We start from the raw sequence: 22,142 nt of genomic DNA, 5'->3' as shown, positions 1-22,142 counted from the left end.
ATGACATACGCTCGCGCCTTTGTCACTTGCTACTGCCGAACCGATGATGCGCCATCCGCTGCGATCTGTTTTACCGAGCCACCGGTTGTTCGCCGCGCTTCGCACGGTGGCCGCAGCCGGGGTGATCGCGGCGGGCGCCGCGGGGTGCGATGCGAACGGCCCCGCGGCGACGGGCCCGGCCGCGGCGGCGAGCGGGGCGTTAGCCGCTTCGGCCGGCTCGGGTGCGCCGGCGGCGCGCTCCGATGCGCCCGTCGTCGTCGACGGCCAGCCGCAGACACGCGCGCAGGTGTACGAAGGCGTGAAGCAGATGACGGAGCTTGGCCGGCAGATCTTCTTCGATCCGTCGCTGTCGGGCTCCGGCAAGCTGGCTTGCGCGTCGTGCCATAGCCCGCAGCACGGCTTCAGCGCGCCGAACGCGCTCGCCGCGCAATTCGGCGGCGACGATATGCGCCAGCAAGGTTTTCGTTCGGTGCCGACGCTGAAGTATCTGCAAGCGGTGCCCAAGTTCAGCGAGCATTACCACGAGTCGGACGACGAAGGCGACGAGAGCGTCGACGCCGGCCCGACCGGCGGCCTGACATGGGACGGCCGCGCCGACAGCGGCGCACAACAGGCGCGTGCGCCGCTCACGTCGCCGTTCGAGATGAACAGCACGCCCGCGAAGGTCGCGCGGGCGGTGCGCGCGGCGCCCTACGCGCAGGCGTTTCGCACCGCATTCGGCGCGCAGGTATTCAACGACGACGACGCCACGTTCGCGGCGGTACTCAAGGCGCTCGAGACATTCGAGCAGAAGCCCGAGGTGTTCTATCCGTACACGAGCAAGTACGATGCGTATCTCGCAGGCCACGCGAAGCTGACCGATGCCGAGTTGCGCGGCCTCAAGGTGTTCAACGACGAGACGAAGGGCAACTGCGCGAGCTGCCACGTCAGCAAGCGCGGGCTTGACGGCACGCCGCCGCAGTTCAGCGATTTCGGCCTGATCGCGTTGGGCGTGCCGCGCAACCGCGAGCTTGCGGTGAATCGCAATCCGAAGTTCTACGATCTCGGCGCGTGCGGGCCGGAGCGTCAGGATTTGAAGGGCCGCGACGAGTTTTGCGGCCTGTTTCGCACGCCGACGCTGCGCAACGTCGTCCTGAAGAAATCGTTCTTCCACAACGGTATCTATCATTCGCTCGAAGACGTGCTGCGCTTCTATTCGGAGCGCGACACGAATCCGGAGAAGTTCTATCCGGTAAAGCACGGCGTCGTTCAGAAATTCGACGATCTGCCCAAGCGCTACTGGAAGAATCTGAACGACGAAGCGCCGTTCGACCGCAAACGCGGCGATGCGCCGGTGCTGACCGACGCGGAAATCCAGGACGTGATCGCGTTCCTCGGCACGTTGACCGACGGCTACGATCCGCATGCGCCAGCCGCGCCCGGCGGCCACTGATTCGATGCGACGGGGCGCAAATGCAGCGGCGCCCGGCGAACCACGCCGGGCGCCCGGCGCAGCGCTCGGATAGGCGGCGCGTGCGGCCGATCGCCACGCGCGCTGCCGGCGCGCGCCGAATGGCGCGGCGTTGCGCGCCGTCGATAAACGTCACTTCCTGTCAGATCGGTTTCAAATGCGTGTGGTTGCAGTTATCCTTGAGCGCTTGTCCGGCGCGCGGCCGTGCTCGCACGCCGGCACTCGATCGCTTCCCTAAGGAGAACACCATGACGATGCGAGCCTCTGTCTCGATTTTCGCGCGCGCACTGGCGAGCGCCGTATGCGCAACGGCCGCGTTTGGCGCACACGCGCAGAACAACCTGAACTTCTTGACCGACACGCCGATCAGCTATTTCAGCAAGGCCGACACCGCATCGTTGGGCAAGGCCGTGCAGAAAGTCCGGGATGAAGGCAAGGACGGCGAGACCGTCGATTGGCAGAACGACGGCAGAGGCACGAAGCTCGCGGCGAAGCTCACGCCGAGCACGACCGAGCAGGGCGCACGCACGTGCCGTGAGATCACGACGGTCATCGAGGCGAAGGGGCAATCGATGACGCTCAAGCCGCTGTTCTGCAAGAGCGCGGCGGGCAAGTGGCTGCTGCAAAAGCGTTGACGCGCCGATCGCGATGAAGCCGCTTGCCCGGCCGCGCACCGTATCGTGCGGCGTCGTGCTGCTCGATTCGGCCGGCCGTGTACTGCTCGCGCACGCGACCGACACGACGCACTGGGATATCCCGAAAGGGCAGAGCGAGCCCGGCGAGACCGAGCAGCAGGCGGCGCTGCGCGAGCTTGTCGAGGAGACGGGCATCGTGCTCGCGCCTGGGCGGCTGACGGATCTCGGCCGCTTCGTCTATCGGCCCGACAAGGATTTGCATCTGTTCGCCGCGCGCGCGGCCACGCACGAAACGGATCTATCGCGCTGCGTCTGCACGTCGATGTTCCCGAGCCGTCGCGACGGCTCGATGATTCCCGAGATGGACGCCTTCCGCTGGACTGAGCCCGGCGAGGTGAGCGCATATGCCAGCCGCAGCCTTGCGCGGCTGTTTCGCACGACGCTGTCGCTCGAACAGTTGCATGGGCGGCTGCCGCGCTGAAGCAGGCGTGCGCAGCACACTGTGCTATCGGCACGCCGTTGCCGCAGTCGTTTGCGAATCGTTCGTCCGGTGGCGTCATGCGGCGCGGGCGAACCTGCGCCGCAAACGGCAACGCCCGGCTGCCGAGCCGGGCGTTGCTTATCGCATGCAATGCGAATCGGCTGCCGTCAGGCCGGCTTGCCCCAGCTGTCGCGCAAGCCGACGATCCGGTTGAACACCGGCTGGCCCGGCTTCGAGTCGTGGCGATCGGCGACGAAGTAGCCGTGGCGCTCGAACTGATAGCGCGCCTCCGGCGCCGCCTCGCGCGCACCCGGCTCCAGATATGCGCGCACGATCTTCTTCGAATTCGGATTCAGCGCGTCGAGGAAGTTGCGTCCGCCCGCGTCCGGGTGCGGTTCGTTGAACAGACGGTCGTAGATCCGCACTTCAGCCGCGTAAGCATGCTCGGCGCTGACCCAATGGATGTTGCCCTTGACCTTGTAGTTGTTCGCGCCTTCGGTGCCTGACTTGCTGTCCGGGAAGTAGTTGCAGTGAACGGCGATCACGTTGCCGTGCTCGTCCTTGTCGAAGCCTGTGCATTCGACGACGTAGCCGTAGCGCAATCGCACCTTGTTGCCTGGGAATAGCCGGAAATAGCCCTTCGGAGGATGCTCGGCGAAATCCTCGCGCTCGATCCACAGCTCGCGCGAGAGGGGGAAGGTGCGCTGCCCGCGCTCCGGATGATGCGGATGCACGGGCGCCGTGCAGGCTTCGGTCTGGCCTTGCGGGTAATTGTCGATGACGAGCTTGAGCGGATCGAGCACGGCCACCGTGCGCGGCGCCTTGTCGTCGAGATCGTCGCGCAGCGCGCCTTCGAACACGCTCATGTCGATCCACGAATCCACCTTCGTCACGCCGATGCGCTCGCAAAACAATTGGATGCTCTGCGGCGTGAAGCCGCGGCGCCGCACGCCGACAATCGTCGGCATGCGCGGATCGTCCCAGCCGTCGACGTGGCCTTCGGTCACGAGTTGGAGCAGTTTGCGCTTGCTCGTGACCGCATAGGTGAGATTGAGCCGCGAAAATTCGATTTGCTGCGGCAGCGGGCGCGTAAACACGCCGGCTTGCGCGAGCTCGTTCAACACCCAGTCGTACAGCGGCCGATGATCTTCGAATTCGAGCGTGCACAGCGAATGCGTGATGTGCTCGAGCGCGTCCGAGATGCAGTGCGTGTAGTCGTACATCGGGTACACGCACCACTTGTCGCCCGTGCGGTAGTGATGCGCATAGCGGATCCGGTAGAGCACCGGATCGCGCAGGTTCATGTTCGGCGAGCCCATGTCGATCTTCGCGCGCAGCACGTGGGCGCCTTCTTCGAATTCGCCCGCCTTCATCCGGCGGAACAGGTCGAGGTTTTCTTCCGGCGTGCGCTCGCGAAACGGCGACGGCTTGCCCGCCTCGGTCAGCGAGCCGCGGTTCGCGCGCATTTCGTCGGCGCTTTGGCTATCGACATAGGCGCGGCCGCGCTGGATCAGCAGTTCGGCGAATTCGTACAGTTTGTCGTAGTAGTCGCTCGCGAAATATTGATGATCGACGCCGTCCTTGCTCCAGTCGAAACCGAGCCAGCGCACCGCGTCGATGATCGAGTTCACGTACTCGAAGTTTTCCTTTTCCGGATTCGTGTCGTCGAAGCGCAGATGGCACACGCCGCCGTAATCGCGCGCGACGCCGAAATTCAGACAGATGCTCTTCGCGTGGCCGATATGAAGATAGCCGTTCGGCTCGGGCGGAAAGCGCGTCTCGACCCGGCCGCCCCATTTGTTCGTGCGGTTGTCGTCGTCGATGATGTTGCGGATGAAATTGGCTGGCGCGGCGGCGTCGTTGTGTTCGGTGCTCATGCGAAACGGGACAGAAAAAGGAAGGGCGCGCGTGGCATGGCGCCCGAATTTGTCAATTCTACCTGACGGAGGTCGCAGCGGCGCAGCGCGCAAGGTGAGCGCGCCGCGCCGCCGGCGTATCGAGGCTGTTCGGGGCTGTAACAGGAGGTAAATCGCTTTGCCGAGCGGATTCGGCTTTTTTAAGATGCGCTCACTCGGAATCATCCCGCCGCGCGGTGCCACGCGCGGCAGTGCCAGCAGAGATCCACGCATCATGAAAACCAACAAGACCCGTCTGTTCGTGCGCGCCACTGTGATCGCCGTTGCGATTGCCAGTCTGAGCGCCTGTGCAATGAATCGCACGCAACGCAATGCCGGCATCGGCGCGGCCGCGGGCGGCGCACTCGGCTATCTGATCACGGGCGGCCCGCTCGGCACGGTCGCGGGTGCGGCCGCGGGCGGTCTCGTCGGCGCGGGCGTGCGCTGAGCGGGCGTCGCGGCGCGCCTTATCGACCTCTGACGACTGCCGGCTCCCGTGGCGGTGCGCCGGCTTTCCGGCAGGCCGACGCGCCCCTCGGATGGCGCGCGGCGTGCCGGTGACAGCCGGCGGCGTCGATGCGCCCGGTGGCACGATGCAACGCAGCGGTGTTGCCGTGGGCATATCGGCAACGGCTCGTCATTGCCTATCGGCTGGCCGTCGATAGGGCGGATGAATCTCCCGAGCCCGAGCCCGAGCATGCCGGAGCGCCGTTCCCGGCGTATCCCAGCGTATCCCGCGCGGCGCTGAGGCGCTGCCCGTCGAGCAGACGTATTCGCTTTCGGATCGACACATCCGAATCACGCCCTTCGAGCGCCGCCTCCGGATCGGCGTTTCAACCGGCTTTTCGGCCGGCCGTTCACGTTCGATCAATCAGCCGTTCGGATAGGCCGCCGCGAGCAGGTTCGCGCGCAGCGCGCCGAACTGCGCGTACATGTCGTGCACGAGATACAGATCGCGGCGACGGGTCCAAGCCTGGCCGGACTGGGGATCGTACAACGTCGGCAGCGCGACTTCGGCCGCCGCGGCCGCGTTCATTCCGCGTGCGCGCGACGTCTGGATGCAGCGCTTCGCATGGTCGCGGTGGCCGACCACTGCGACGCTGCCCATCGCGGCGGCATTGCCTTCGAGCGCGACGATCGCGGCCGCCACGCCGTCGGTGCTCAGATACGAGACGGTGCCATCGGCCGCGATCACCGGCTCGATCGAATGCACGTCGGTCATTTGGTATTTCGACGCGAGAAAGCGGGCGATTTCCCACTGCGCATAGACCTTGACCGGCTTCAATTGGCGAATTCTGTAGACGGCGTCCGCGAGCGCTTCGTTGACGGGGCCGGGGTCGGGCAGCGCGTTCTGGCTGCCGCCGTTGGCCGGCGTGTTGCCGCTCGCCGCGTTCGGACGATTGCCGAAGCTGTACGCGACGATCCGGTTGATCTGCGCGGCGGGGACCGTCGGCAGATCCCACGTGAAACCGATGTCCATCAAATACGGCTCGACGGTCGCCGCGCTCGCCGCGTCGTTCAGCTGCGCGGTCAGCTTGCCGAGCATTTGCCGCTTGAGTTCGGCGTCGCTGGGCGCGGCTTGCGCGATGCTGTCGTTGCACGCGCTGAGGATCGTGCTGGCGAGCGGCAGCGCGGCGGCGGCGGATGATGAAGAAAGCAGGAAGGTGCGGCGCGACGGCATCGAAATACCTCGAATTGGCTGTGGAAAGGGCCCCTTTTTACCGTCGGGTTATGACGGCAGAATGTTCGCGATGCCCGGCGCGCGCCGCAAGCGTCAGACGATCCCCTTGTCGCGCAGCGCGGCGATTGCCGCGTCGCCATAGCCGAGCAGCTCGCGCAACACCGTGTCGGTATGTTCGCCGAGCAGAGGCGGCGCGGTGCGCGCATCGGGCGGCGTCGCGCTCATGCGGATCGGATTGCGCACGAGCCTGGCCGTCGCGCCGCTCGGGTGCGGCAGCTCGATCTGCATGCCGCGCGCGCGGATCTGCTCGTCGTCGAACACTTCGGCCAGATCGTTGATCGGCCCGCACGGCACGCCGGCCGCTTCGAGCGCGTCGAGCCACGCGCGCTTGCTGCGCGTCTTCGTCATCTCGGCGAGGATCGGCACGAGCGTGTCGCGGTGCTGCACGCGCGCGGGATTCGTCGCGAAACGCGGATCGTCGGCAAGCTCGGCGCGGCCGCCCGCGTCGACGAACTTGCGGAATTGGCCGTCGTTGCCAACCGCGACGATGATCCAGCCGTCGCTCGTCTCGAACGTCTGGTACGGCACGATGTTCGGATGCGCGTTGCCCCAGCGCACGGGCGGCTTGCCGCTCGTGAGGAAGTTCGTGTTCATGTTTGCGAGCAGCGCGACCTGCACGTCGAGGAGCGCCATGTCGATATGTTGGCCGGCGCCGGTGCGCTCGCGGTGCGCGAGCGCGGCAAGAACCGCGATCGCCGCGTACAGGCCGGTTGCGAGATCGGCGATCGCCACGCCGGCTTTCTGCGGGCCGCCGCCCGGCAGCGCGTCGCGCTCGCCGGTGATGCTCATGAAGCCGCCGATGCCTTGGATGATGAAGTCGTAGCCCGCGCGGTGCGCATACGGCCCGGTCTGGCCGAAGCCCGTCACCGAGCAGTAGATCAGATCGGGCTTCACCGCTTGCAGCGATGCGTAGTCGAGCCCGTACTTCGCGAGTTGACCGACCTTGTAGTTCTCGAGCACGACGTCGCATTGCGCGGCCAGCTCGCGGACGATCCGCTGGCCTTCGGGCGTTGCGATATCGACTGTCACCGAGCGTTTGTTGCGGTTCGCGGCGAGATAGTACGCGGCTTCGCCGGTCTCGGCGCCATCGGGCGTCTTCAGGTACGGCGGGCCCCAATGCCGGGTGTCGTCGCCGAGCCCGGGGCGCTCGACCTTGATCACGTCGGCGCCGAAATCGGCGAGCGTCTGGGCGCACCACGGACCCGCAAGCACGCGGCTCAAGTCCAGCACGCGGATATGGCTCAAGGCTCCCATCGTCGGTTCGTCTCCTTTGATTGGCTGGCGGGGCGCGCTCGATAGCGGCGTCCGCCCGATTGGCGGGATCGTCGCATCTTAAAGCGATTCGCGGCCGGCTGCCGTCAGGCCTTCAGCGGTCACGGTGACGGGCGGCGGCGCGCGGATAGGTATCCGCGCCACGGCACGAGCGGTGAAGCGGGGTAAGCGGCGAGCATGGCCGGCCGCTATCGGCAGAGGAGAGGGGCCGTTCGCTGAAGTTTGCCGTTGCTTCAACCGGTGGGGCGAAGATCTGAGTTGCTGCCGCGTCAGCTTCGTCGCGGCTTGAAGTGATTCGCGCCAGGCTATGACCGGCGGCGCGCGCACGGGGCGTGAGATCAGCCGAGCGTGGCTCGCGTGCGGCCGTCAGGTCGGATCGATGCCATGGATTTAACGCGAATCATCCAATACTGACATTTTCGTAAGCTCGGCGGCCATTTCAGAAAGTAGCGCGATCTCATCGTGGTATCGAATTAGTCTGATTTTTCCGCTGCGGGTCGAGTTTGTTTGCGGCCGAGTGGGAAACGCGAATGCTTTTGGGAGTCTTAAATGCCGACAGTAAGAAGTACAAGTGATTTAAATAGCGCCACGGGAGCGAGGAACCAGCCAGATCGTCGGCGCAATCTAAATGCCAGCACAAACTGGACCACGCCCGACCTGGCGATTCCGGGCATGAAGCAGGATGTGACGCAACAACTCAAACAAAGCGCGTCGACAGGATCGCCGGCGGAAAAGGCCGGCGATGCCGCGGATGGAGCGCGTGCCGTCTGGCATCAGAATGCCGAAGAGGCTGCTTATGTCCAGGAAAGGCAAAATTCACAGGCGCAGGATTCGGCAACGGATCAGCAAGCCTGGGATTCCCGAGGACTGCGCCGCCCGAGAGGGGATGGGTCGGATTATGTCTGGCAAGGCTTCCACCAATCTGTTGTGTCTCCCCCAGTGCAACAGCGGGCCCAGCTCGCTATCGACGAGGGTAACCAGGTTATGCGGCAGCAGGTCGAACCGATCCTGCTCCACGCCAGGCCGGTTGCGAATCTGATAGCCCAGGCCAACGATAATACCCAGCAGGCTCAACGTGAATTCCACCAATTCGGCCAGCGGCTCATCCGCATGCGGCTCGGAGAGCAGGCTGCACAGGGCCGAACCAATCGCGCGGACGTGGAGCAGGCCCAGCAGGATCTCGCCCAGGTCCGGATTACTGCAACGCGGGCTCAACAGGACGTTGCCCAAGCCCGGGTCCAAGCGTTGCCGGTAGTACAACAAATCCAGCAAGACATTCCAGCGGCCCAGCAGGCTGTCCAGCGGGCTCTACAGAATGTGCGCCAAGCCCAGCAAGCCATACTGAATCCGCCGCTGGACCAGCGCGCGCTCCAGCCGCCGCCGGAACAGGCGCCGTTGAACCAGGAGCGGCAAGCCTTGTGGCAACAGCTAGGACGCGCCGAGAACAACCTACGGATAACCCGAGGTTTGCTGCAGAGGCTGCACGATTTTCCGCAAGATCTGGCAAGGCACGAGGACGTGTTGCGGTTGATCATCCACGATCAGCAGCTTGAGAACGGTCTAGCCGCGCTTCTGCAAGCCCCCAGCGTCCGCAGACGCCCTTCTTCGGACGATGACGACGGCGGCCCCGCACCTAAACAGCCACGGCCGGACCGCGGCCACACGGGATCGTCCAATCAGGAACTCCGGCGATCGCTGCCGGCTCAATCGATCGAACCGCCTGGAAGTATTTACCCGCTTCCCAAGAGCGCGATTTCGGGCAATGGTTCGCTCGCCGGTCAAATGGAATATCACGCGCTCAAAAAAACGCTGCTGTCGATTCAAAATAATGCGATGCGGCCAGATTTGGTGAACCAGGTCATACCGTTGATCAATAGCGGCCGCATCAAGTTCAACGTGGCGCCTCAGGAAACGAGCAGCCCCATGGGCGTTGAATATCAGAACGCTCAGAATACCGAGATAGCGACGATCAACGTCGATTTTCAGCAGGGAAGCACGACGCAAGAAAATGCCGAAGACTTGCTGGATCAGTTTCAAGAAATCGTCGATCGCTTCCGTAGCGATAAGGCGTGAACGCACGACTGAGCGTCCGTTGAAACATTGAATCTGCCGGCGGTCAAAGAAGGCGAAGGTCATGCCAGTCCCTATCAAACCTGGGACAGGCCGGATTCCAGTGACAAGCGTTATCTGCAACCGCTTACGCGGCAGGAATCCGGATCTTCGCCCCACCGGTTGAAGCAGCGGCACACTTCAGCCAAGCATCGAGCGCGGCCCGTGGCGATCGAGCGAGGCGGCTGCTGATGAAGTTCGCTGCCGATTCGATCGACGAGCGACAGTCGACGAGGCGAGGACGGGCAAACGCCATGGAGAACTCGGATGGACGACGCCCGCCATTGGCGGCAAACCCGCTTGAGCCGTGCTCGGGCAGGCGTCGTCTTCTTCGAGCCGCATCCGGATTCAATTGATCACCGGGCGCTTGATTGCGCGCTTACGTTTTACTACCGCCAAATCGGTCCACGATTTTTTGGAACAGCGCCAGCAGCTCTTGTGCATTTTTTTGGGTCGAGCTTTCGTGCTGGAAGTTGACGCGAATGGTCGCGATTTCGGTGTTCTGCACTGTCTCGTATGCGACGTTCGTTGCGTCGTCTGCTGCCCGGGCCGTCACGTCGAACTTGATGCGCCCGCTATTGAGAAGCGGCGTGACCTGGTTGATCAAATCGGGTCGCAGGTTGTTGATCTGAATGGAAAGCAGCGCCTTGTCGAGGCTGTGGCGCTCCATCTTTCCGCCAAGCGAATAGCTGCCCGCGATGGCGCTCTTGGGCAGCGGATAAATCGCTCCGGGCCGTTCGGGCGATCGATCATCGGTCGAGCGCCGCAGTTCCTGGTTCAATTCGCCGCTGTGGCTATCCGGCCGCGGATGTTTGGTGGGCGGCTCGCCGTGGCCGTTGCTTTCCGGCTGCGGGCGTTTTTGCGCACCGGAGGCTTTCAGCAGCGATGCCAGAACCTCGTCGAGCCGACGGTCTTGGGTCACCTGCAAATCCTTTGCATAGATCAGCAGATTTTCGCGAGCCCGCTGCAGCAGCGCCGGGTTGTCGTGGAGCTGCCGCAGCCGGTCCTCGGCCAATTGCAACCTGCCCTCGAGCTGCGTGAGCTGGAGCGTCAGCGCCCGGCGTTCCTCGGCCGGCGGTTCCGGATGGAGGTGCGGGTCCGGCGCGGGGTTCTCCAGGTCTTGCCGCGCGCGCGTCACATCTCCCAGCGTCCGCCGGATTGCCCGCCAGGCAGCGGGAATGTCGCGCTGAATCTGGGGGGCCGAGCGCAGTGCCAATTGGGCGCGGGCGATGTCCGTCTGCGCTTGCATCGCCGCGTCCCGGATTTGCGTCAACGTCCGCTGGGCTTGCTCCACCTCGGCTTGATCGATTTGCTGATCATGGGTGCGCGCCCCGACCTGCATGCGGACGATTTGCTCGCCGAGTTGACGGAAATTGTTTTGCGCGCCCTGGGCTCGAGTGATGGTTTGGGCGACTTGATCGACCGTGTCCAGGATCGGCGCGACCTGGCCGTCGATGGCCTGGGTGCCCTGATGGATGGCGATTTGCGCCTGGCGCACCAAGGGATTGCGTATGGTCTGACGAAAGCCCTGCCAGATATAGCTCGAGCCGTCCCGTTTGGGGCGTGGTGCGTCAGCCGTCCAGGCGGATTCATGCGCCGCCGGCGCGGATGCGTGTGACGCTGCCGCGGTGGCGGTGTCATGGGCGGCGCCCGCGGCATGGGCGGTTTTTCCCGTGAACGGCGCTGCCGATACGTTTTGCTTCAGACGTCCCGCCACATCGTGCATCACACCCCGCACCGCGCGATCGGATGCGCTGCGACTCGCTTGATCGTCAGAGGCGGGCGGACGGCCCAGTTGATACGTGAGCGGGATGATACGGTCTGGGCGGCTGTTCGAGTCCGTTGCCGTGAACATTGATTAGGAACCTCCAAGAAGCATTCGTTTCGTATTTCCCTTTTGCCGAGGGCAAACCCGGCTCAGGGAGCAAAGCAGGCAATGCTAGTTCGTCGCAGCGACGAAGCCGCGCTGTTTTCGGAAATGGACGCCATTCACCCGAAAGCGCGAATGCCGGAGACAGGCGCGTGCCGATTGCTCGGATATCGGTACGTAGCGGCCGAGGGGGGCAACGGAGCAACGCGATAGATGGTCCGAGTGCCGGGCCCGGCGGTTGGCTCCGGCGGGTGCGCTTGCCCGCAACAGCATGCCGCGGGCATCGCCTCGGCTCAGCGCCGCTTGACGTCGGCAGCCCCGCCGCGCGAGCGCCGCCGCGCCGCTTCTTTGTGGAGCCAGGCGTGCGGCGGCGAACGCATCGGCCTGCCGAAAGCCGCGCACGCGCGTCATGGACAAGGCAAACGCGGTCGCAACGGACCTGCGGCGTCGCGCCGGAAAAGCGGCCGCAGACGCCGTGCGCGGCTCGCGGGCGCCACGCGGCGCGGTCGGCCGTTTCCACTCGAGCCTGCGTGAAACGCCCGCCGGCCGCGACAAGGGCGCGATCCCGTATAATCGAACGTTTCAGAAGCCCGCCGTCCGTCCGCTTGCCGGCGCGCCGGCGCTCAATACGTTTTGGCCTGACCGTTCCCCGCACGCTATGAAAGCCGCCGAAATCCGCGAGAAATTCCTCAAGTTCTTCGAATCGAAGGGCCACACGATCGTTCGCTCGTCGAGCCTCGTGCCCGGTAACGACCCCACGCTGCTGTTCACCAATTCGGGGATGGTCCAGTTCAAGGACGTGTTTCTCGGCGCCGAAACGCGCCCGTACACCCGCGCGACCACGTCGCAGCGCAGCGTGCGCGCGGGCGGCAAGCACAACGATCTCGAGAACGTCGGTTATACCGCGCGGCACCATACGTTCTTCGAGATGCTCGGCAACTTCTCGTTCGGCGACTACTTCAAGCGCGACGCGATCCAGTACGCATGGGAGCTGCTCACCTCGGTGTTCAAGCTGCCGGCCGACAAGCTGTGGGTCACCGTCTATCACGAGGACGACGAGGCATACGACATCTGGGCGAAGGAAGTCGGCGTGCCCGCCGAGCGGATCATCCGCATTGGCGACAACAAGGGCGCGCGCTACGCGTCGGACAACTTCTGGCAGATGGGCGACACGGGCCCGTGCGGCCCGTGCTCGGAGATCTTCTACGACCACGGCCCGGACGTCTGGGGCGGCCCGCCGGGCTCCGCCGAGGAAGACGGCGACCGCTACATCGAGATCTGGAATCTCGTGTTCATGCAGTTCAACCGCGACGCGCAGGGCAACATGACGCGTCTGCCGAAGCCGTGCGTCGATACCGGGATGGGCCTCGAGCGTTTCGCGGCCGTGTTGCAGCACGTGCACAGCAACTACGAGATCGACCTGTTCCAGAAGCTGATCGCCGCGGCCGCGCGCGAAACGGGCGTCGCCGATCTCGGCAACAATTCGCTGAAGGTGATCGCCGATCACATCCGCGCGTGCTCGTTCCTGATCGTCGACGGCGTGATTCCGGGCAATGAAGGCCGCGGCTACGTGCTGCGCCGGATCGTGCGCCGGGCGATCCGTCATGGCTACAAGCTCGGGCGCAAGGCGCCGTTTTTCCATAAGCTCGTCGCGGATCTCGTCGCCGAGATGGGCGATGCGTATCCGGAGCTGAAGGAGGCCGGGCCGCGTGTGACCAGCGTGTTGCGCCAGGAGGAGGAACGTTTCTTCGAGACGATCGAGCACGGCATGTCGATCCTCGAAGCCGCGCTGGGCGAACTCGAAGCGAAGGGCGGCAAGGTGCTCGACGGCGAACTGGCGTTCAAGCTGCACGACACCTACGGCTTTCCGCTCGATCTGACGGCCGACGTGTGCCGCGAGCGCGGCGTCACGGTCGACGAGCCGGCTTTCGACGACGCGATGGCGCGTCAGCGCGAGCAGGCGCGCGCGGCGGGCAAGTTCAAGGCGGCGCAGGGCCTCGAGTACAGCGGCGCGAAGACGACGTTTCACGGCTACGACGAAATCGCGTTCGACGACGCCAAGGTCACCGCGCTCTTCGTCGACGGTACGGCCGTCAACGAAGCGACGGCGGGCCAGCAGGCAGTCGTCGTGCTCGACCATACGCCGTTCTACGCCGAATCGGGCGGCCAGGTCGGCGATCAAGGCACGCTCGCGAATGCGAGCGTGCGCTTCGCGGTGGCCGATACGCTGAAGATTCAGGCCGACGTGATCGGTCACCACGGTACGCTCGTGCAAGGCACGCTCAAGGTGGGCGACGCGGTTCGCGCGGAGATCGACGCGCAACGCCGCGCGCGCACGGCCCGCAATCACTCGGCGACCCACCTGATGCACAAGGCGCTGCGTGACGTGCTCGGCGCGCACGTGCAGCAGAAGGGTTCGCTCGTCGATGCGGACAAGACCCGTTTCGATTTCGCCCACAACGCGCCGCTGACCGACGACGAGATCCGCCGCGTCGAGGCGCTCGTCAACGAGCAGGTGCTGGCGAACGCACCGGGCATCGTGCGCGTGATGCCTTACGACGAAGCGGTGAAGGGCGGCGCGATGGCGCTCTTCGGCGAGAAGTATGGCGACGAGGTGCGTGTGCTCGATCTCGGTTTTTCGCGCGAGCTGTGCGGCGGCACGCACGTGCAGCGCTCGGGCGATATCGGTCTTTTCAAGATCGTCGCGGAAGGCGGCGTCGCGGCAGGGATTCGCCGTGTCGAGGCGATCACGGGCGACAACGCGCTGCACTATGTGCAGGCGCTCGACGCGCGCGTGAATGCCGCGGCCGCCGCGCTGAAGGCGCAGCCTTCCGAACTGGTGCAGCGCATCGGCCAGGTGCAGGACCAGGTGAAATCGCTCGAGCGGGAACTGGCGGCGCTGAAATCGAAGCTCGCGTCGAATCAAGGCGACGAGCTTGTGCAGCAGGCGGTCGAAGTGCGCGGCGTGCGCGTGCTCGCGGCGACGCTCGACGGCGCCGATGTGAAGACGCTGCGCGAGACGGTCGACAAGCTCAAGGACAAGTTGAAAAGCGCGGCGATCGTGCTCGCGGCAGTCGACGGCGGCAAGGTCAGCCTGATTGCCGGCGTGACCGACGGCACGAACAACAAAGTCAAGGCGGGCGAGCTCGTCAACTTCGTCGCGCAGCAAGTCGGCGGCAAGGGCGGCGGCCGGCCCGACATGGCGCAAGCGGGCGGCACCGAGCCCGCGAATCTGCCGGCCGCGCTGGCCGGCGTGAAAGCCTGGGTTGAAGCGAAGCTGTAGGCGCCGCCGGATCGGGCGCCGTGCGCCCGTCGTGCAGAAAAAGCCGCGAATCGAATCGCGGCTTTTTCTTTTGAGGGACGGGCCTTTTTGGGGGCGATAACGAGCGGCTATTGCGATGCGTATCGCGCGGCGGCGCGAGCCCGCGTTGGTTTGCATGGGCGGCGCGTGTGCCGATGACGATCGGCAGGCCGCCGGACCGGCCGGGGTGGCGACGATCGTATGGCTGGAGTGCCGATAACCGCGTCATATGGCCCGCATGAGCGGTTTGCCGATGCCTCAGTCGCTTATCGACAGGCCATTCGGCAAGCCATCCAGCGGGCTATTGCGTTATGCGCGGCATGCGTGCGGCGCACGCTGCGCTGGTTCGCATTCCGCCGGCGAGCGAGCGCTCCGGACTCAGGCCGGCAACGCAACGGGCGCTGCCCGCCGGCCTTGGGCGCGGCGCGGTTTGACCTCGGCAAGCGCTGCCGCATCGGCAGCCGCTTCTCCCAGTGCATCGCGCAATGCGCCGAGCGCCGCCGACAGGTGGCCCTGACGCCAGATCAGCCGCGTGACGATCGGTGCGAGATCCGCGAGCGGATGCACGCCGAGGCTGTCCGGCTCGCGCTGCACCGCCAGCACCGAGCGCGGCGCGACCGCGACGCCCGCGCCCGCCGCAACGCATGCGACGATCGCATGATAAGAGCCGAGTTCGAGCACCCGTGCGGGCTTTACGCCGCATGCTGCGTACCAGCGCTCGATATAGCCCCGGTACGCGCAGCCGCGCTCGAAAGCGACGAGTGTCGGCAACAGGATGTCGTGCGGCGTGCGCACGCGCGGATGCCCGCGCGGCGTCAGCAATACCAGTTCCTCAGTGAACGCGGACGCCGTGTCGAACGGCTCTCCCAGCACCGCCGATTCGACGGGCGTTGCGACGAGCGCCGCATCCAGCTCGAATTCGCGGACTTGTTGGATGAGATGGCCGGTCGTGCCGGTAACGAGTTCGAGCGTGACGTCGGGCCATTGCTGGTGATAGCGCGCGAGCAGCGCGGGCAGGCGGGTGGCCGCCATGCTTTCCATCGCGCCGAAGCGCAGCCGGCCGCGCGGCTTGTCCTCCCGAATCGCGTGACGCGCTTCGTCGGCAAGCGCGAGCAGACGCTCCGCGTAAGGCAGCAGCGTTTGGCCTGCCGGCGTCAGCACGAGCCGGCGGCCGTCGCGCACGAACAGCGCCGCGCCGAGCTGCTCTTCGAGCTGCTTGATCCGGGTGGTGACGTTCGACTGCACGCGATTGAGCTTCGCTGCGGCCCGCGTCACGCCGTTTTCGCGCACGACGGCACGAAAGATCGCGAGGGCGGCCAGATCCACGATTCTCTCCTGGAAATGAATCGAATCTCAATTATTCATTTTTAGAGAACGTTCCGTCAAGTTAGCATCGGACCGATGCGAATGTTGCTGCGATGCCGCCGGCTGCCGCCGCCGTATCGCACGTGGACCCAAGGCCGATTCCGATGCGTATGTTCTCTTCTGTCCGCGATACCGGTTCCGTTGGCTCGGCGGGCATTTCGCCGCCTGCCGCGCCAGACGCCAGCGCCGCGCGCCGTGCGGCGCTGGCATGCGCGGTCGCGCTTGCCGTCGCGCTTGGCATCGGGCGCTTTGCGTTCACGCCGCTACTGCCTTTGATGCTCGCAGGCGGCGGCTTGGATATTCGGCACGGCGGATGGCTCGCGTCCGCGAACTATGCGGGCTATTTCGTCGGCGCGATCACTTGCGCGCGTATCCGCGCTGCGCCCGAGAGGATGGTGCGCGGCGGGCTCGCCGCGACGGTCGCGCTGTTGCTGACGATGAGCGTGGCCAGTCCATTCTGGATCTGGGCGCTCGCGCGCTTTGCCGCGGGAGCGGTGAGCGCGTGGACATTCGTGTTCGCCTCGCAGTGGGGATTGACGCGTATCGCGCAATGCGGCGCGCCGGCGTGGGGTGGGGTGATCTATACCGGGCCGGGCGCCGGGATCGTGGCCACGGGATTGGCTGCGGCGGCGCTGGCCGGGCAGCGTGCCGCGCTCGGATGGAGCGAGTTCGCGATGGTGGCGGCGTTGTTGTCGGCCGCGGTGTGGCGCACGTTCGCGCCGTGCGCGGGCGCGAGCGGCGGCGCACGCGATGCGCACGCCAGCATGAACGCGAAGGCAAATAAGATGCATACACATAGAGAAAGAGCCGATGCGGGGCATCCCGTTCTCGTCCCTCAAGAGGCGCGGGCGCGCGCCGTGCGGCGCGATGCGCGTTGGCTGGTGCTGCTCTACGGTTTGCCGGGTTTCGGCTATATCATCACGGCGACGTTCCTGCCGGTGATCGCGCGCGCAGCATTGCCCGCGCATTCGCCGTGGCCGGATCTGTTCTGGCCGATGTTCGGCGCGGCGGTGATTGCCGGTGCGCTGCTCGGCGCGAAGCTGCCGCCGCACTGGAACAACCGGCTGCTGCTTGCTGCCTGCTGCGGGGTGCAGGCCGTGGGCGTGATGCTCGGCATCGTGTGGCCGACGGCCGCGGGATTTGCGCTCGGCAGCATACTCGTCGGGTTGCCTTTTACCGCGATCACGTTGTTCGCGATGCGCGAGGCGCGCCGATTGTATGGCGAGCGTGCGGTCGGGCTGATGGGATATGCGACCGCTTCGTATGGCCTGGGCCAGATCGCGGGGCCGCTCGTGGCCGCGCCGCTCGCCGCGCGCGCGGGATCGTTCTCGCCTGCATTATGGCTCGCAGCGGCGGTGCTGGTTGCCGCCGCCGCCGGGTTTGCGGCAACTGTCTATCGTGGGGCAAGCGCTGATCGATGTTGGTGAGGCGCGCACCATCGCCGTGCCGCGAATGCATCTCGATCGTAATTGGACTTTGATCGTCTGCCGGCTAATTTAGGTTGCCCAAAAATAATATGGTTGATTTATGGGGATGCTTATTGAATGGATTTTTGTTACCTAAAAAGAGCAAATTATTTTTGGTGAAAATCCATTGAATGGGTTATTCTGTCAACCGAAAGCGAGAGGCGACTTGTAGAAGAGTTCATCAGTCGACTTTATTTTGAATTTTTAACGCTCGCGTATATAAAAGCGTATGCACCGGGAAAACCAGAACCGGGATCTGGCATACAACATCAACCGAGGGCTTCCATGGCGATCGATGTCATCCCCACGCCACGCGACGGTGACCGGCGTGCGTCGTTGCTCGATATTCTCCGCGAGCGCGCCGCGCAGGCGCCTGATCACACGGCTTTTATCTTTTTGCGCGATGGTGAAGGCGACGTAATTACCTGGAGTTATCAAACTTTTTATGACGCGGCAATTCGCGTGCGCGATGCCGTTTTGCAGTACCCGCTTAATAATCGGCGCGTCTTGCTGGTGCTTGAGCCGGGGTTGAATTATGTGGCGGCTTTATTCGGCATTCTGTTTGCGGGTGCAACCGCCGTGCCGTCGTTTCCGCCGGCCGGATCGCGGGCCATCGCCCGTTTCGCGTCGATTTGCCGTGATGCGCGCCCGGATATCGTCATCGCTGGTGCCGGCGTGCTCGAGCTGCTGAAGCAGCATCTCAATCAGTTCTATGCGCAGGCCGGTGTGCAGGCCGTGCCGGCGCTGCTCGGGATCGATCAAAAATTTTTTGATGAAGAAAATGTATATGCATATAAGAAGCAGATAACGGAGCTGCCGCCCGTCGACGCCGATCTTCCGGCGCTGCTGCAATACACGTCGGGATCGACGGGCGAGCCCAAGGGCGTGATCGTCACGCACGACAATCTCGTCAGCAATTGCGCGGTGATTGCCGAGCGCCTCGGCGACGATCCGGATCGCGTCGGCTGCACGTGGCTGCCGCCGTATCACGACATGGGCTTGATGGGAGCGCTGCTGCTTGCGGTCTATAGCGGTTTTCCGCTCGTCATTTTGTCGCCGCAGCATTTCGTGCAGCGGCCGTACCGGTGGCTCAAGGCGATCAACGACTATCGCGTGACGACAAGCGTCGCGCCGAATTTCGCCTTCGATTTATGTGTCGACAACATCAGCGAAGCCGAGGCGGCCTCGCTCGATCTCAGCTCGCTGCAGCACGTGTTTTGCGGCGCGGAGCCGGTCCGCTACGCGACGCTCGAACGCTTCTTCGAGCGATACGAGCCGCGCGGTTTCGATCGTCACGCGATCGTGCCGTGCTACGGGATGGCAGAGGCGACGCTCTACGTGTCCGGCAAGCGTGGACGCGAGCCGATCACGCTGCTCGACGTCGACAAGGAAGCGCTCGCCGCCGGCATCTGCTTGCCGTACACGGGCGCCACGGACGCACCGCTCGGCCAGGCGAGGCTCGTCGGCTGCGGGCCCGTCGCGGCGGGCCATGAACTGCGCATCGTTGATCCGCAAACGCGGCAGCCGTTGCCGGAGCGCGCGATCGGCGAGATCTGGGTCGCGGGTCCGAACGTCGCGGCCGGGTATCTGAATCGCGACGACAGCGACGACATATTTGCCGCGACGCTCGCCGTCGACGCGCCGCAACCCGGGCGCGAATCGACCCGCTATCTGCGCACGGGCGACCTGGGGTTCGTCGAGCGCGGCGAGCTGTTCGTCACCGGGCGGCTGAAGGACGTCGTGATCGTCGCCGGGCGCAACCTCTATCCGAACGACATCGAGGGGTCCGTTCAGCAGGCGCACGACGCGATCCGCACGAACGGCGTGGTCGCATTCTCGGTCGACGGCGAGACGAGCGAATCGCTGATCATCGTCGCGGAGATCAAGCGCACGAAACAGCTCAACGACGCGCAACTGGGCGAAGTGCGCGAGGCGATCACGCGGGCGGTGACGCGCGATCACGGCGTCGCGCCAGCGTTCGTGCATCTGGGGCCGATGGGCGCGATTCCGCTGACGACGAGCGGCAAGGTGCGTCGGCAAGCATGTAAGCAGGCGTTCCAAAAGGGCAGTTTGCGCGTGTTCACCGCAAGCGCGTAGCGCATGCGCGACGCTCTTTCGCCTGCTTCATTTCCGCTCTTTTTCTTCGGAGTCTGTCATGGCTGAAGCGGATCTTTTGTCTTCTCAAAGCGCGTCAGGCACGTCGGGCGGCGCGCACGCCGACGCCGACAGGCGCGCGCGCCGGCTCGCCTATCTGACGGTATGCGTGCCGGCGGCAGGCTTCGTGCTCGCGATCGCCTATACATGGACGTTCGGCGTGCGCGCGGCCGATTTCGTGTTGTTGGCCGTCATGTATTTCGCGACCGCGTTGGGCGTCGAGACGGGCATGCACCGCTATTTTTCCCATCGCGCGTTCAAGGGGCATCCGATCGTCACCGTGCTGCTCGGCGTGCTCGGCAGCATGGCCGCGCAAGGGCCGATCCTATTCTGGGCGGCAACGCACCGGATGCACCATGCGTTCACCGATCAGGACGGCGACCCGCATTCGCCGCGGCCCAAGGCGAACCGCGACGGCCGCGCGAGCCGCCTCTACGGGCTCTGGCACGGCCATGTCGGCTGGCTGTTTACGGTGCGCCGCGACAACTGGAACGCGTTCGCGACGGATCTGCTCAGGGACCGGCTGATCGTCAATCTGAACTTGCGTTACGGCTGGTGGGTGGCGCTCGGTCTCGCGCTGCCGGCTGCGGCAGGCGCGTTGTTCGCCCCGTCGGGCCATGTGTGGATCGGCGCGCTGGGCGGATTTCTGTGGGGCGGCCTCGCGCGGATTTTCCTGTTGGATCAATCGACATGGGCGGTTAATTCGCTGTGCCATACGATCGGCACGCGCCCTTACCAGACACGCGATCACAGCCGCAATCTCGGCGTGCTCGCGCTCTTCTCGGTGGGCGGCGCATGGCACAACAACCATCACGCCCATCCGGCGCTTGCCAACAACGACCACGAATTCTGGCAACTGGATCCGTCCGCATGGTTCATTCGTTTGCTCGATTCCGTCGGCCTGGTCACGGATGTGCGATACGCATCGAAACAGGCGGCCGCCGACGCGTCTTCATCCCGGTAGCTTCGATGATTTCCCTTCGATGACTTCCTTTTGACCGTATTTGGAGACCCTCATGACTTCGTCGATTCAGGTAGCACCCGGCGTCGATGCCGGAGGCGGATTGTCCGCCGCCGGCGGGCAGATTCCCGGCGTTTCGCCGTTGATCGGCGCCGGCGCGCGCATCAAGCGGCTGACCGCGCTCGCGGTGATGCTCGTGCCGTTCGCGGGCTTCGTTCTCGCGTTGCGGCAACTCGCGCTCGGCGATTTCGCCGCAACCGATCTGGTGTTGTTCGCCGCCTTCTATTTTCTTCATATGGGCGGGATCACGATGGGTTTTCATCGTTATCTGTCGCACAAGACATTTCGAACCGGCCGCTGGTTCGAAGGGCTGATGCTGATTTGCGGATCGATGGCCGCGCAGGGGCCGATCATGTTCTGGGTGACGACGCATCGCCGCCATCACCTGTACAGCGATCAGCAGGGCGATCCGCATTCGCCGAACCTGCTCGGCAACGGGTTCCTCGCGAAGGCGCGCGGGCTCTGGTATGCGCACATGCCGTGGATGCTGGCGCCGGACGTGTCCGGATGGACGTTCTTCGCGCCGGACGTATTGCGCGACAGGCGGCTCTTTTTCTACCACCGCACGTATATGTGGTGGGTCGTGCTCGGCCTTGCGCTGCCGGCCGCGATCGGCGGGCTCGTCGGCGGCAGCCTGCACGCGGCATGGAACGGTTTGCTGTTCGGCGGCTTCGCCCGGATTTTTCTCGCGAATCAGGCGGCCTGGTGCGTCGGTTCGGTCTGCCACATGTTCGGCGGCCGTCCGTTCAAGACCGACGACCAGAGCGCGAACAACTGGCCGGTTGCGATCTTCACGTTCGGCGAAGGGCTGCAGAACAATCACCATGCGTTTCCCGCGTCGTATCGCCACTCGGTCAAGTGGTACGAGCCGGATCTGAGCGCGTGGGTGTTGTGGACGCTCGGCAAGCTCGGCGTGGTTCATGGATTGCGCAAGCCCGAGCCCGCCGCGATCGAGCGGCTCGCGAAGAAACCCGAGGCATTCGTGCGCCGATGAGTGCGCCGATGACGGCATTCAAGTTCGTTTCACTCGTTCATTTCTCACTTACAGGAGTCGATTCATGGCACAGGCAGGCATTTTGAGCGGCCTCTTCGGCCGGAACAAGGCAGCGGCCGCCGACATCGGCACGCTGTCCGAGGCATCGATCCGCAACTGGCTGGTCGAGCGGCTCGCGAAGCAGTTGAAGGTCGATCGCGCGTCGATCGATACGTCCAAGCGCTTCGATGCGTATGGTCTCGACTCGATCGTCGCGGTGCAGGTGTCGGGCGATCTGGAGAAGGTCGTCGAGCAGCGGCTGTCGCCGGCGCTGCTGTTCGAACACGGCAGCATCGATGACCTCGCACGTTATCTCGCGACCGAATTGGGCCTTGAGCAGGCGTGAACG

The 22,142-nt window shown here is 64.8% G+C and carries 16 protein-coding genes; 11 read left to right on the top strand and 5 right to left on the bottom strand.

What is annotated here, in order from left to right; all coding sequences use genetic code 11:
* The first annotated feature begins 43 nt into the window (after positions 1 to 43).
* From AQ611_RS11955 to AQ611_RS11945, 3 genes are all read left to right on the top strand, one after another.
* Positions 44 to 1,432 carry a cytochrome-c peroxidase gene (locus AQ611_RS11955; protein ID WP_069234640.1) on the top strand — a complete coding sequence of 463 codons (1,389 nt, stop codon included), beginning with the start codon at positions 44 to 46 and terminating at the stop codon, positions 1,430 to 1,432.
* 266 nt (positions 1,433 to 1,698) lie between these two features.
* Positions 1,699 to 2,085, top strand: a complete 387-nt coding sequence (locus tag AQ611_RS11950; RefSeq protein WP_059514160.1) for a hypothetical protein — start codon at positions 1,699 to 1,701, stop codon at positions 2,083 to 2,085.
* A 13-nt stretch (positions 2,086 to 2,098) separates the two neighbouring features.
* A complete protein-coding gene (locus AQ611_RS11945) occupies positions 2,099 to 2,566 on the top strand; it encodes an NUDIX hydrolase (protein WP_069234639.1) in 468 nt (155 codons plus the stop codon).
* A 167-nt stretch (positions 2,567 to 2,733) separates the two neighbouring features.
* Here AQ611_RS11945 and AQ611_RS11940 read toward each other — a convergent pair whose 3' ends face one another.
* Positions 2,734 to 4,443, bottom strand: a complete 1,710-nt coding sequence (locus AQ611_RS11940) for a glutamine--tRNA ligase/YqeY domain fusion protein (RefSeq protein ID WP_069234638.1) — start codon at positions 4,441 to 4,443, stop codon at positions 2,734 to 2,736.
* A gap of 253 nt (positions 4,444 to 4,696) precedes the next feature.
* Between AQ611_RS11940 and AQ611_RS11935 the strand changes: the two genes are divergently transcribed.
* A complete protein-coding gene (locus tag AQ611_RS11935) occupies positions 4,697 to 4,909 on the top strand; it encodes an ornithine acetyltransferase (RefSeq protein WP_082709859.1) in 213 nt (70 codons plus the stop codon).
* A 423-nt stretch (positions 4,910 to 5,332) separates the two neighbouring features.
* Here AQ611_RS11935 and AQ611_RS11930 read toward each other — a convergent pair whose 3' ends face one another.
* Together AQ611_RS11930 and AQ611_RS11925 are read right to left on the bottom strand one after the other, a co-directional pair.
* Complete coding sequence (locus AQ611_RS11930) at positions 5,333 to 6,142, bottom strand: hypothetical protein (RefSeq protein ID WP_059513677.1); 810 nt, start codon at positions 6,140 to 6,142, stop codon at positions 5,333 to 5,335.
* Positions 6,143 to 6,235: 93 nt separating this feature from the next.
* Positions 6,236 to 7,456, bottom strand: a complete 1,221-nt coding sequence (locus AQ611_RS11925) for a CaiB/BaiF CoA transferase family protein (protein ID WP_059513675.1) — start codon at positions 7,454 to 7,456, stop codon at positions 6,236 to 6,238.
* 690 nt (positions 7,457 to 8,146) lie between these two features.
* Here AQ611_RS11925 and AQ611_RS11920 point away from each other — a divergent pair.
* Entirely contained in the window at positions 8,147 to 9,547 is a 1,401-nt protein-coding gene (locus AQ611_RS11920; protein WP_069234637.1) for a hypothetical protein, read from the top strand.
* A gap of 415 nt (positions 9,548 to 9,962) precedes the next feature.
* Here the strand turns inward: AQ611_RS11920 and AQ611_RS11915 are convergent, their stop codons facing one another.
* Entirely contained in the window at positions 9,963 to 11,438 is a 1,476-nt protein-coding gene (locus AQ611_RS11915; RefSeq protein WP_102720228.1) for a hypothetical protein, read from the bottom strand.
* A 673-nt stretch (positions 11,439 to 12,111) separates the two neighbouring features.
* Here AQ611_RS11915 and alaS point away from each other — a divergent pair.
* Positions 12,112 to 14,736 carry an alanine--tRNA ligase gene (gene alaS / locus AQ611_RS11910; protein ID WP_069235279.1) on the top strand — a complete coding sequence of 875 codons (2,625 nt, stop codon included), beginning with the start codon at positions 12,112 to 12,114 and terminating at the stop codon, positions 14,734 to 14,736.
* A 396-nt stretch (positions 14,737 to 15,132) separates the two neighbouring features.
* Here the strand turns inward: alaS and AQ611_RS11905 are convergent, their stop codons facing one another.
* Complete coding sequence (locus AQ611_RS11905; RefSeq protein WP_069234635.1) at positions 15,133 to 16,080, bottom strand: LysR substrate-binding domain-containing protein; 948 nt, start codon at positions 16,078 to 16,080, stop codon at positions 15,133 to 15,135.
* A 149-nt stretch (positions 16,081 to 16,229) separates the two neighbouring features.
* Between AQ611_RS11905 and AQ611_RS11900 the strand changes: the two genes are divergently transcribed.
* The 5 genes from AQ611_RS11900 (at position 16,230) to AQ611_RS11880 (ending at position 22,139) form a co-directional block, all read left to right on the top strand.
* Positions 16,230 to 17,546, top strand: coding sequence for a YbfB/YjiJ family MFS transporter (locus AQ611_RS11900; RefSeq protein ID WP_231935837.1), 1,317 nt, complete (start codon positions 16,230 to 16,232; stop codon positions 17,544 to 17,546).
* A gap of 324 nt (positions 17,547 to 17,870) precedes the next feature.
* A complete protein-coding gene (locus AQ611_RS11895) occupies positions 17,871 to 19,682 on the top strand; it encodes a fatty acyl-AMP ligase (protein WP_069234634.1) in 1,812 nt (603 codons plus the stop codon).
* 58 nt (positions 19,683 to 19,740) lie between these two features.
* Positions 19,741 to 20,703 carry an acyl-CoA desaturase gene (locus tag AQ611_RS11890; protein WP_059513661.1) on the top strand — a complete coding sequence of 321 codons (963 nt, stop codon included), beginning with the start codon at positions 19,741 to 19,743 and terminating at the stop codon, positions 20,701 to 20,703.
* Positions 20,704 to 20,755: 52 nt separating this feature from the next.
* Positions 20,756 to 21,754, top strand: coding sequence for an acyl-CoA desaturase (locus AQ611_RS11885; protein WP_059513658.1), 999 nt, complete (start codon positions 20,756 to 20,758; stop codon positions 21,752 to 21,754).
* Between the two features lie 64 nt (positions 21,755 to 21,818).
* The gene (locus AQ611_RS11880) at positions 21,819 to 22,139 is read left to right on the top strand and encodes an acyl carrier protein (RefSeq protein ID WP_059513655.1); all 321 of its coding nucleotides are present in this window, start codon (positions 21,819 to 21,821) and stop codon (positions 22,137 to 22,139) included.
* Positions 22,140 to 22,142 lie beyond the last annotated feature (3 nt).

It is taken from the genome of Burkholderia singularis, from assembly GCF_001718875.1.
GTDB classification, from domain to species: domain Bacteria; phylum Pseudomonadota; class Gammaproteobacteria; order Burkholderiales; family Burkholderiaceae; genus Burkholderia; species Burkholderia singularis.
This window is presented reverse-complemented; position numbering and strand designations above follow the sequence as displayed.

What these genes read in the sequence shown, in the direction of transcription:
- AQ611_RS11895 (WP_069234634.1), top strand. Translation starts at nt 17,871, where the DNA reads ATGGCGATCGATGTCATCCCCACGCCACGCGACGGTGACCGGCGTGCG.
- AQ611_RS11930 (WP_059513677.1), bottom strand. Translation starts at nt 6,142, where the DNA reads ATGCCGTCGCGCCGCACCTTCCTGCTTTCTTCATCATCCGCCGCCGCC.
- AQ611_RS11950 (WP_059514160.1), top strand. Translation starts at nt 1,699, where the DNA reads ATGACGATGCGAGCCTCTGTCTCGATTTTCGCGCGCGCACTGGCGAGC.
- AQ611_RS11900 (WP_231935837.1), top strand. Translation starts at nt 16,230, where the DNA reads ATGTTCTCTTCTGTCCGCGATACCGGTTCCGTTGGCTCGGCGGGCATT.
- AQ611_RS11955 (WP_069234640.1), top strand. Translation starts at nt 44, where the DNA reads ATGATGCGCCATCCGCTGCGATCTGTTTTACCGAGCCACCGGTTGTTC.
- AQ611_RS11940 (WP_069234638.1), bottom strand. Translation starts at nt 4,443, where the DNA reads ATGAGCACCGAACACAACGACGCCGCCGCGCCAGCCAATTTCATCCGC.
- AQ611_RS11935 (WP_082709859.1), top strand. Translation starts at nt 4,697, where the DNA reads ATGAAAACCAACAAGACCCGTCTGTTCGTGCGCGCCACTGTGATCGCC.
- AQ611_RS11945 (WP_069234639.1), top strand. Translation starts at nt 2,099, where the DNA reads ATGAAGCCGCTTGCCCGGCCGCGCACCGTATCGTGCGGCGTCGTGCTG.
- AQ611_RS11890 (WP_059513661.1), top strand. Translation starts at nt 19,741, where the DNA reads ATGGCTGAAGCGGATCTTTTGTCTTCTCAAAGCGCGTCAGGCACGTCG.
- alaS (WP_069235279.1), top strand. Translation starts at nt 12,112, where the DNA reads ATGAAAGCCGCCGAAATCCGCGAGAAATTCCTCAAGTTCTTCGAATCG.
- AQ611_RS11915 (WP_102720228.1), bottom strand. Translation starts at nt 11,438, where the DNA reads ATGTTCACGGCAACGGACTCGAACAGCCGCCCAGACCGTATCATCCCG.
- AQ611_RS11880 (WP_059513655.1), top strand. Translation starts at nt 21,819, where the DNA reads ATGGCACAGGCAGGCATTTTGAGCGGCCTCTTCGGCCGGAACAAGGCA.
- AQ611_RS11885 (WP_059513658.1), top strand. Translation starts at nt 20,756, where the DNA reads ATGACTTCGTCGATTCAGGTAGCACCCGGCGTCGATGCCGGAGGCGGA.
- AQ611_RS11925 (WP_059513675.1), bottom strand. Translation starts at nt 7,456, where the DNA reads ATGGGAGCCTTGAGCCATATCCGCGTGCTGGACTTGAGCCGCGTGCTT.
- AQ611_RS11920 (WP_069234637.1), top strand. Translation starts at nt 8,147, where the DNA reads ATGAAGCAGGATGTGACGCAACAACTCAAACAAAGCGCGTCGACAGGA.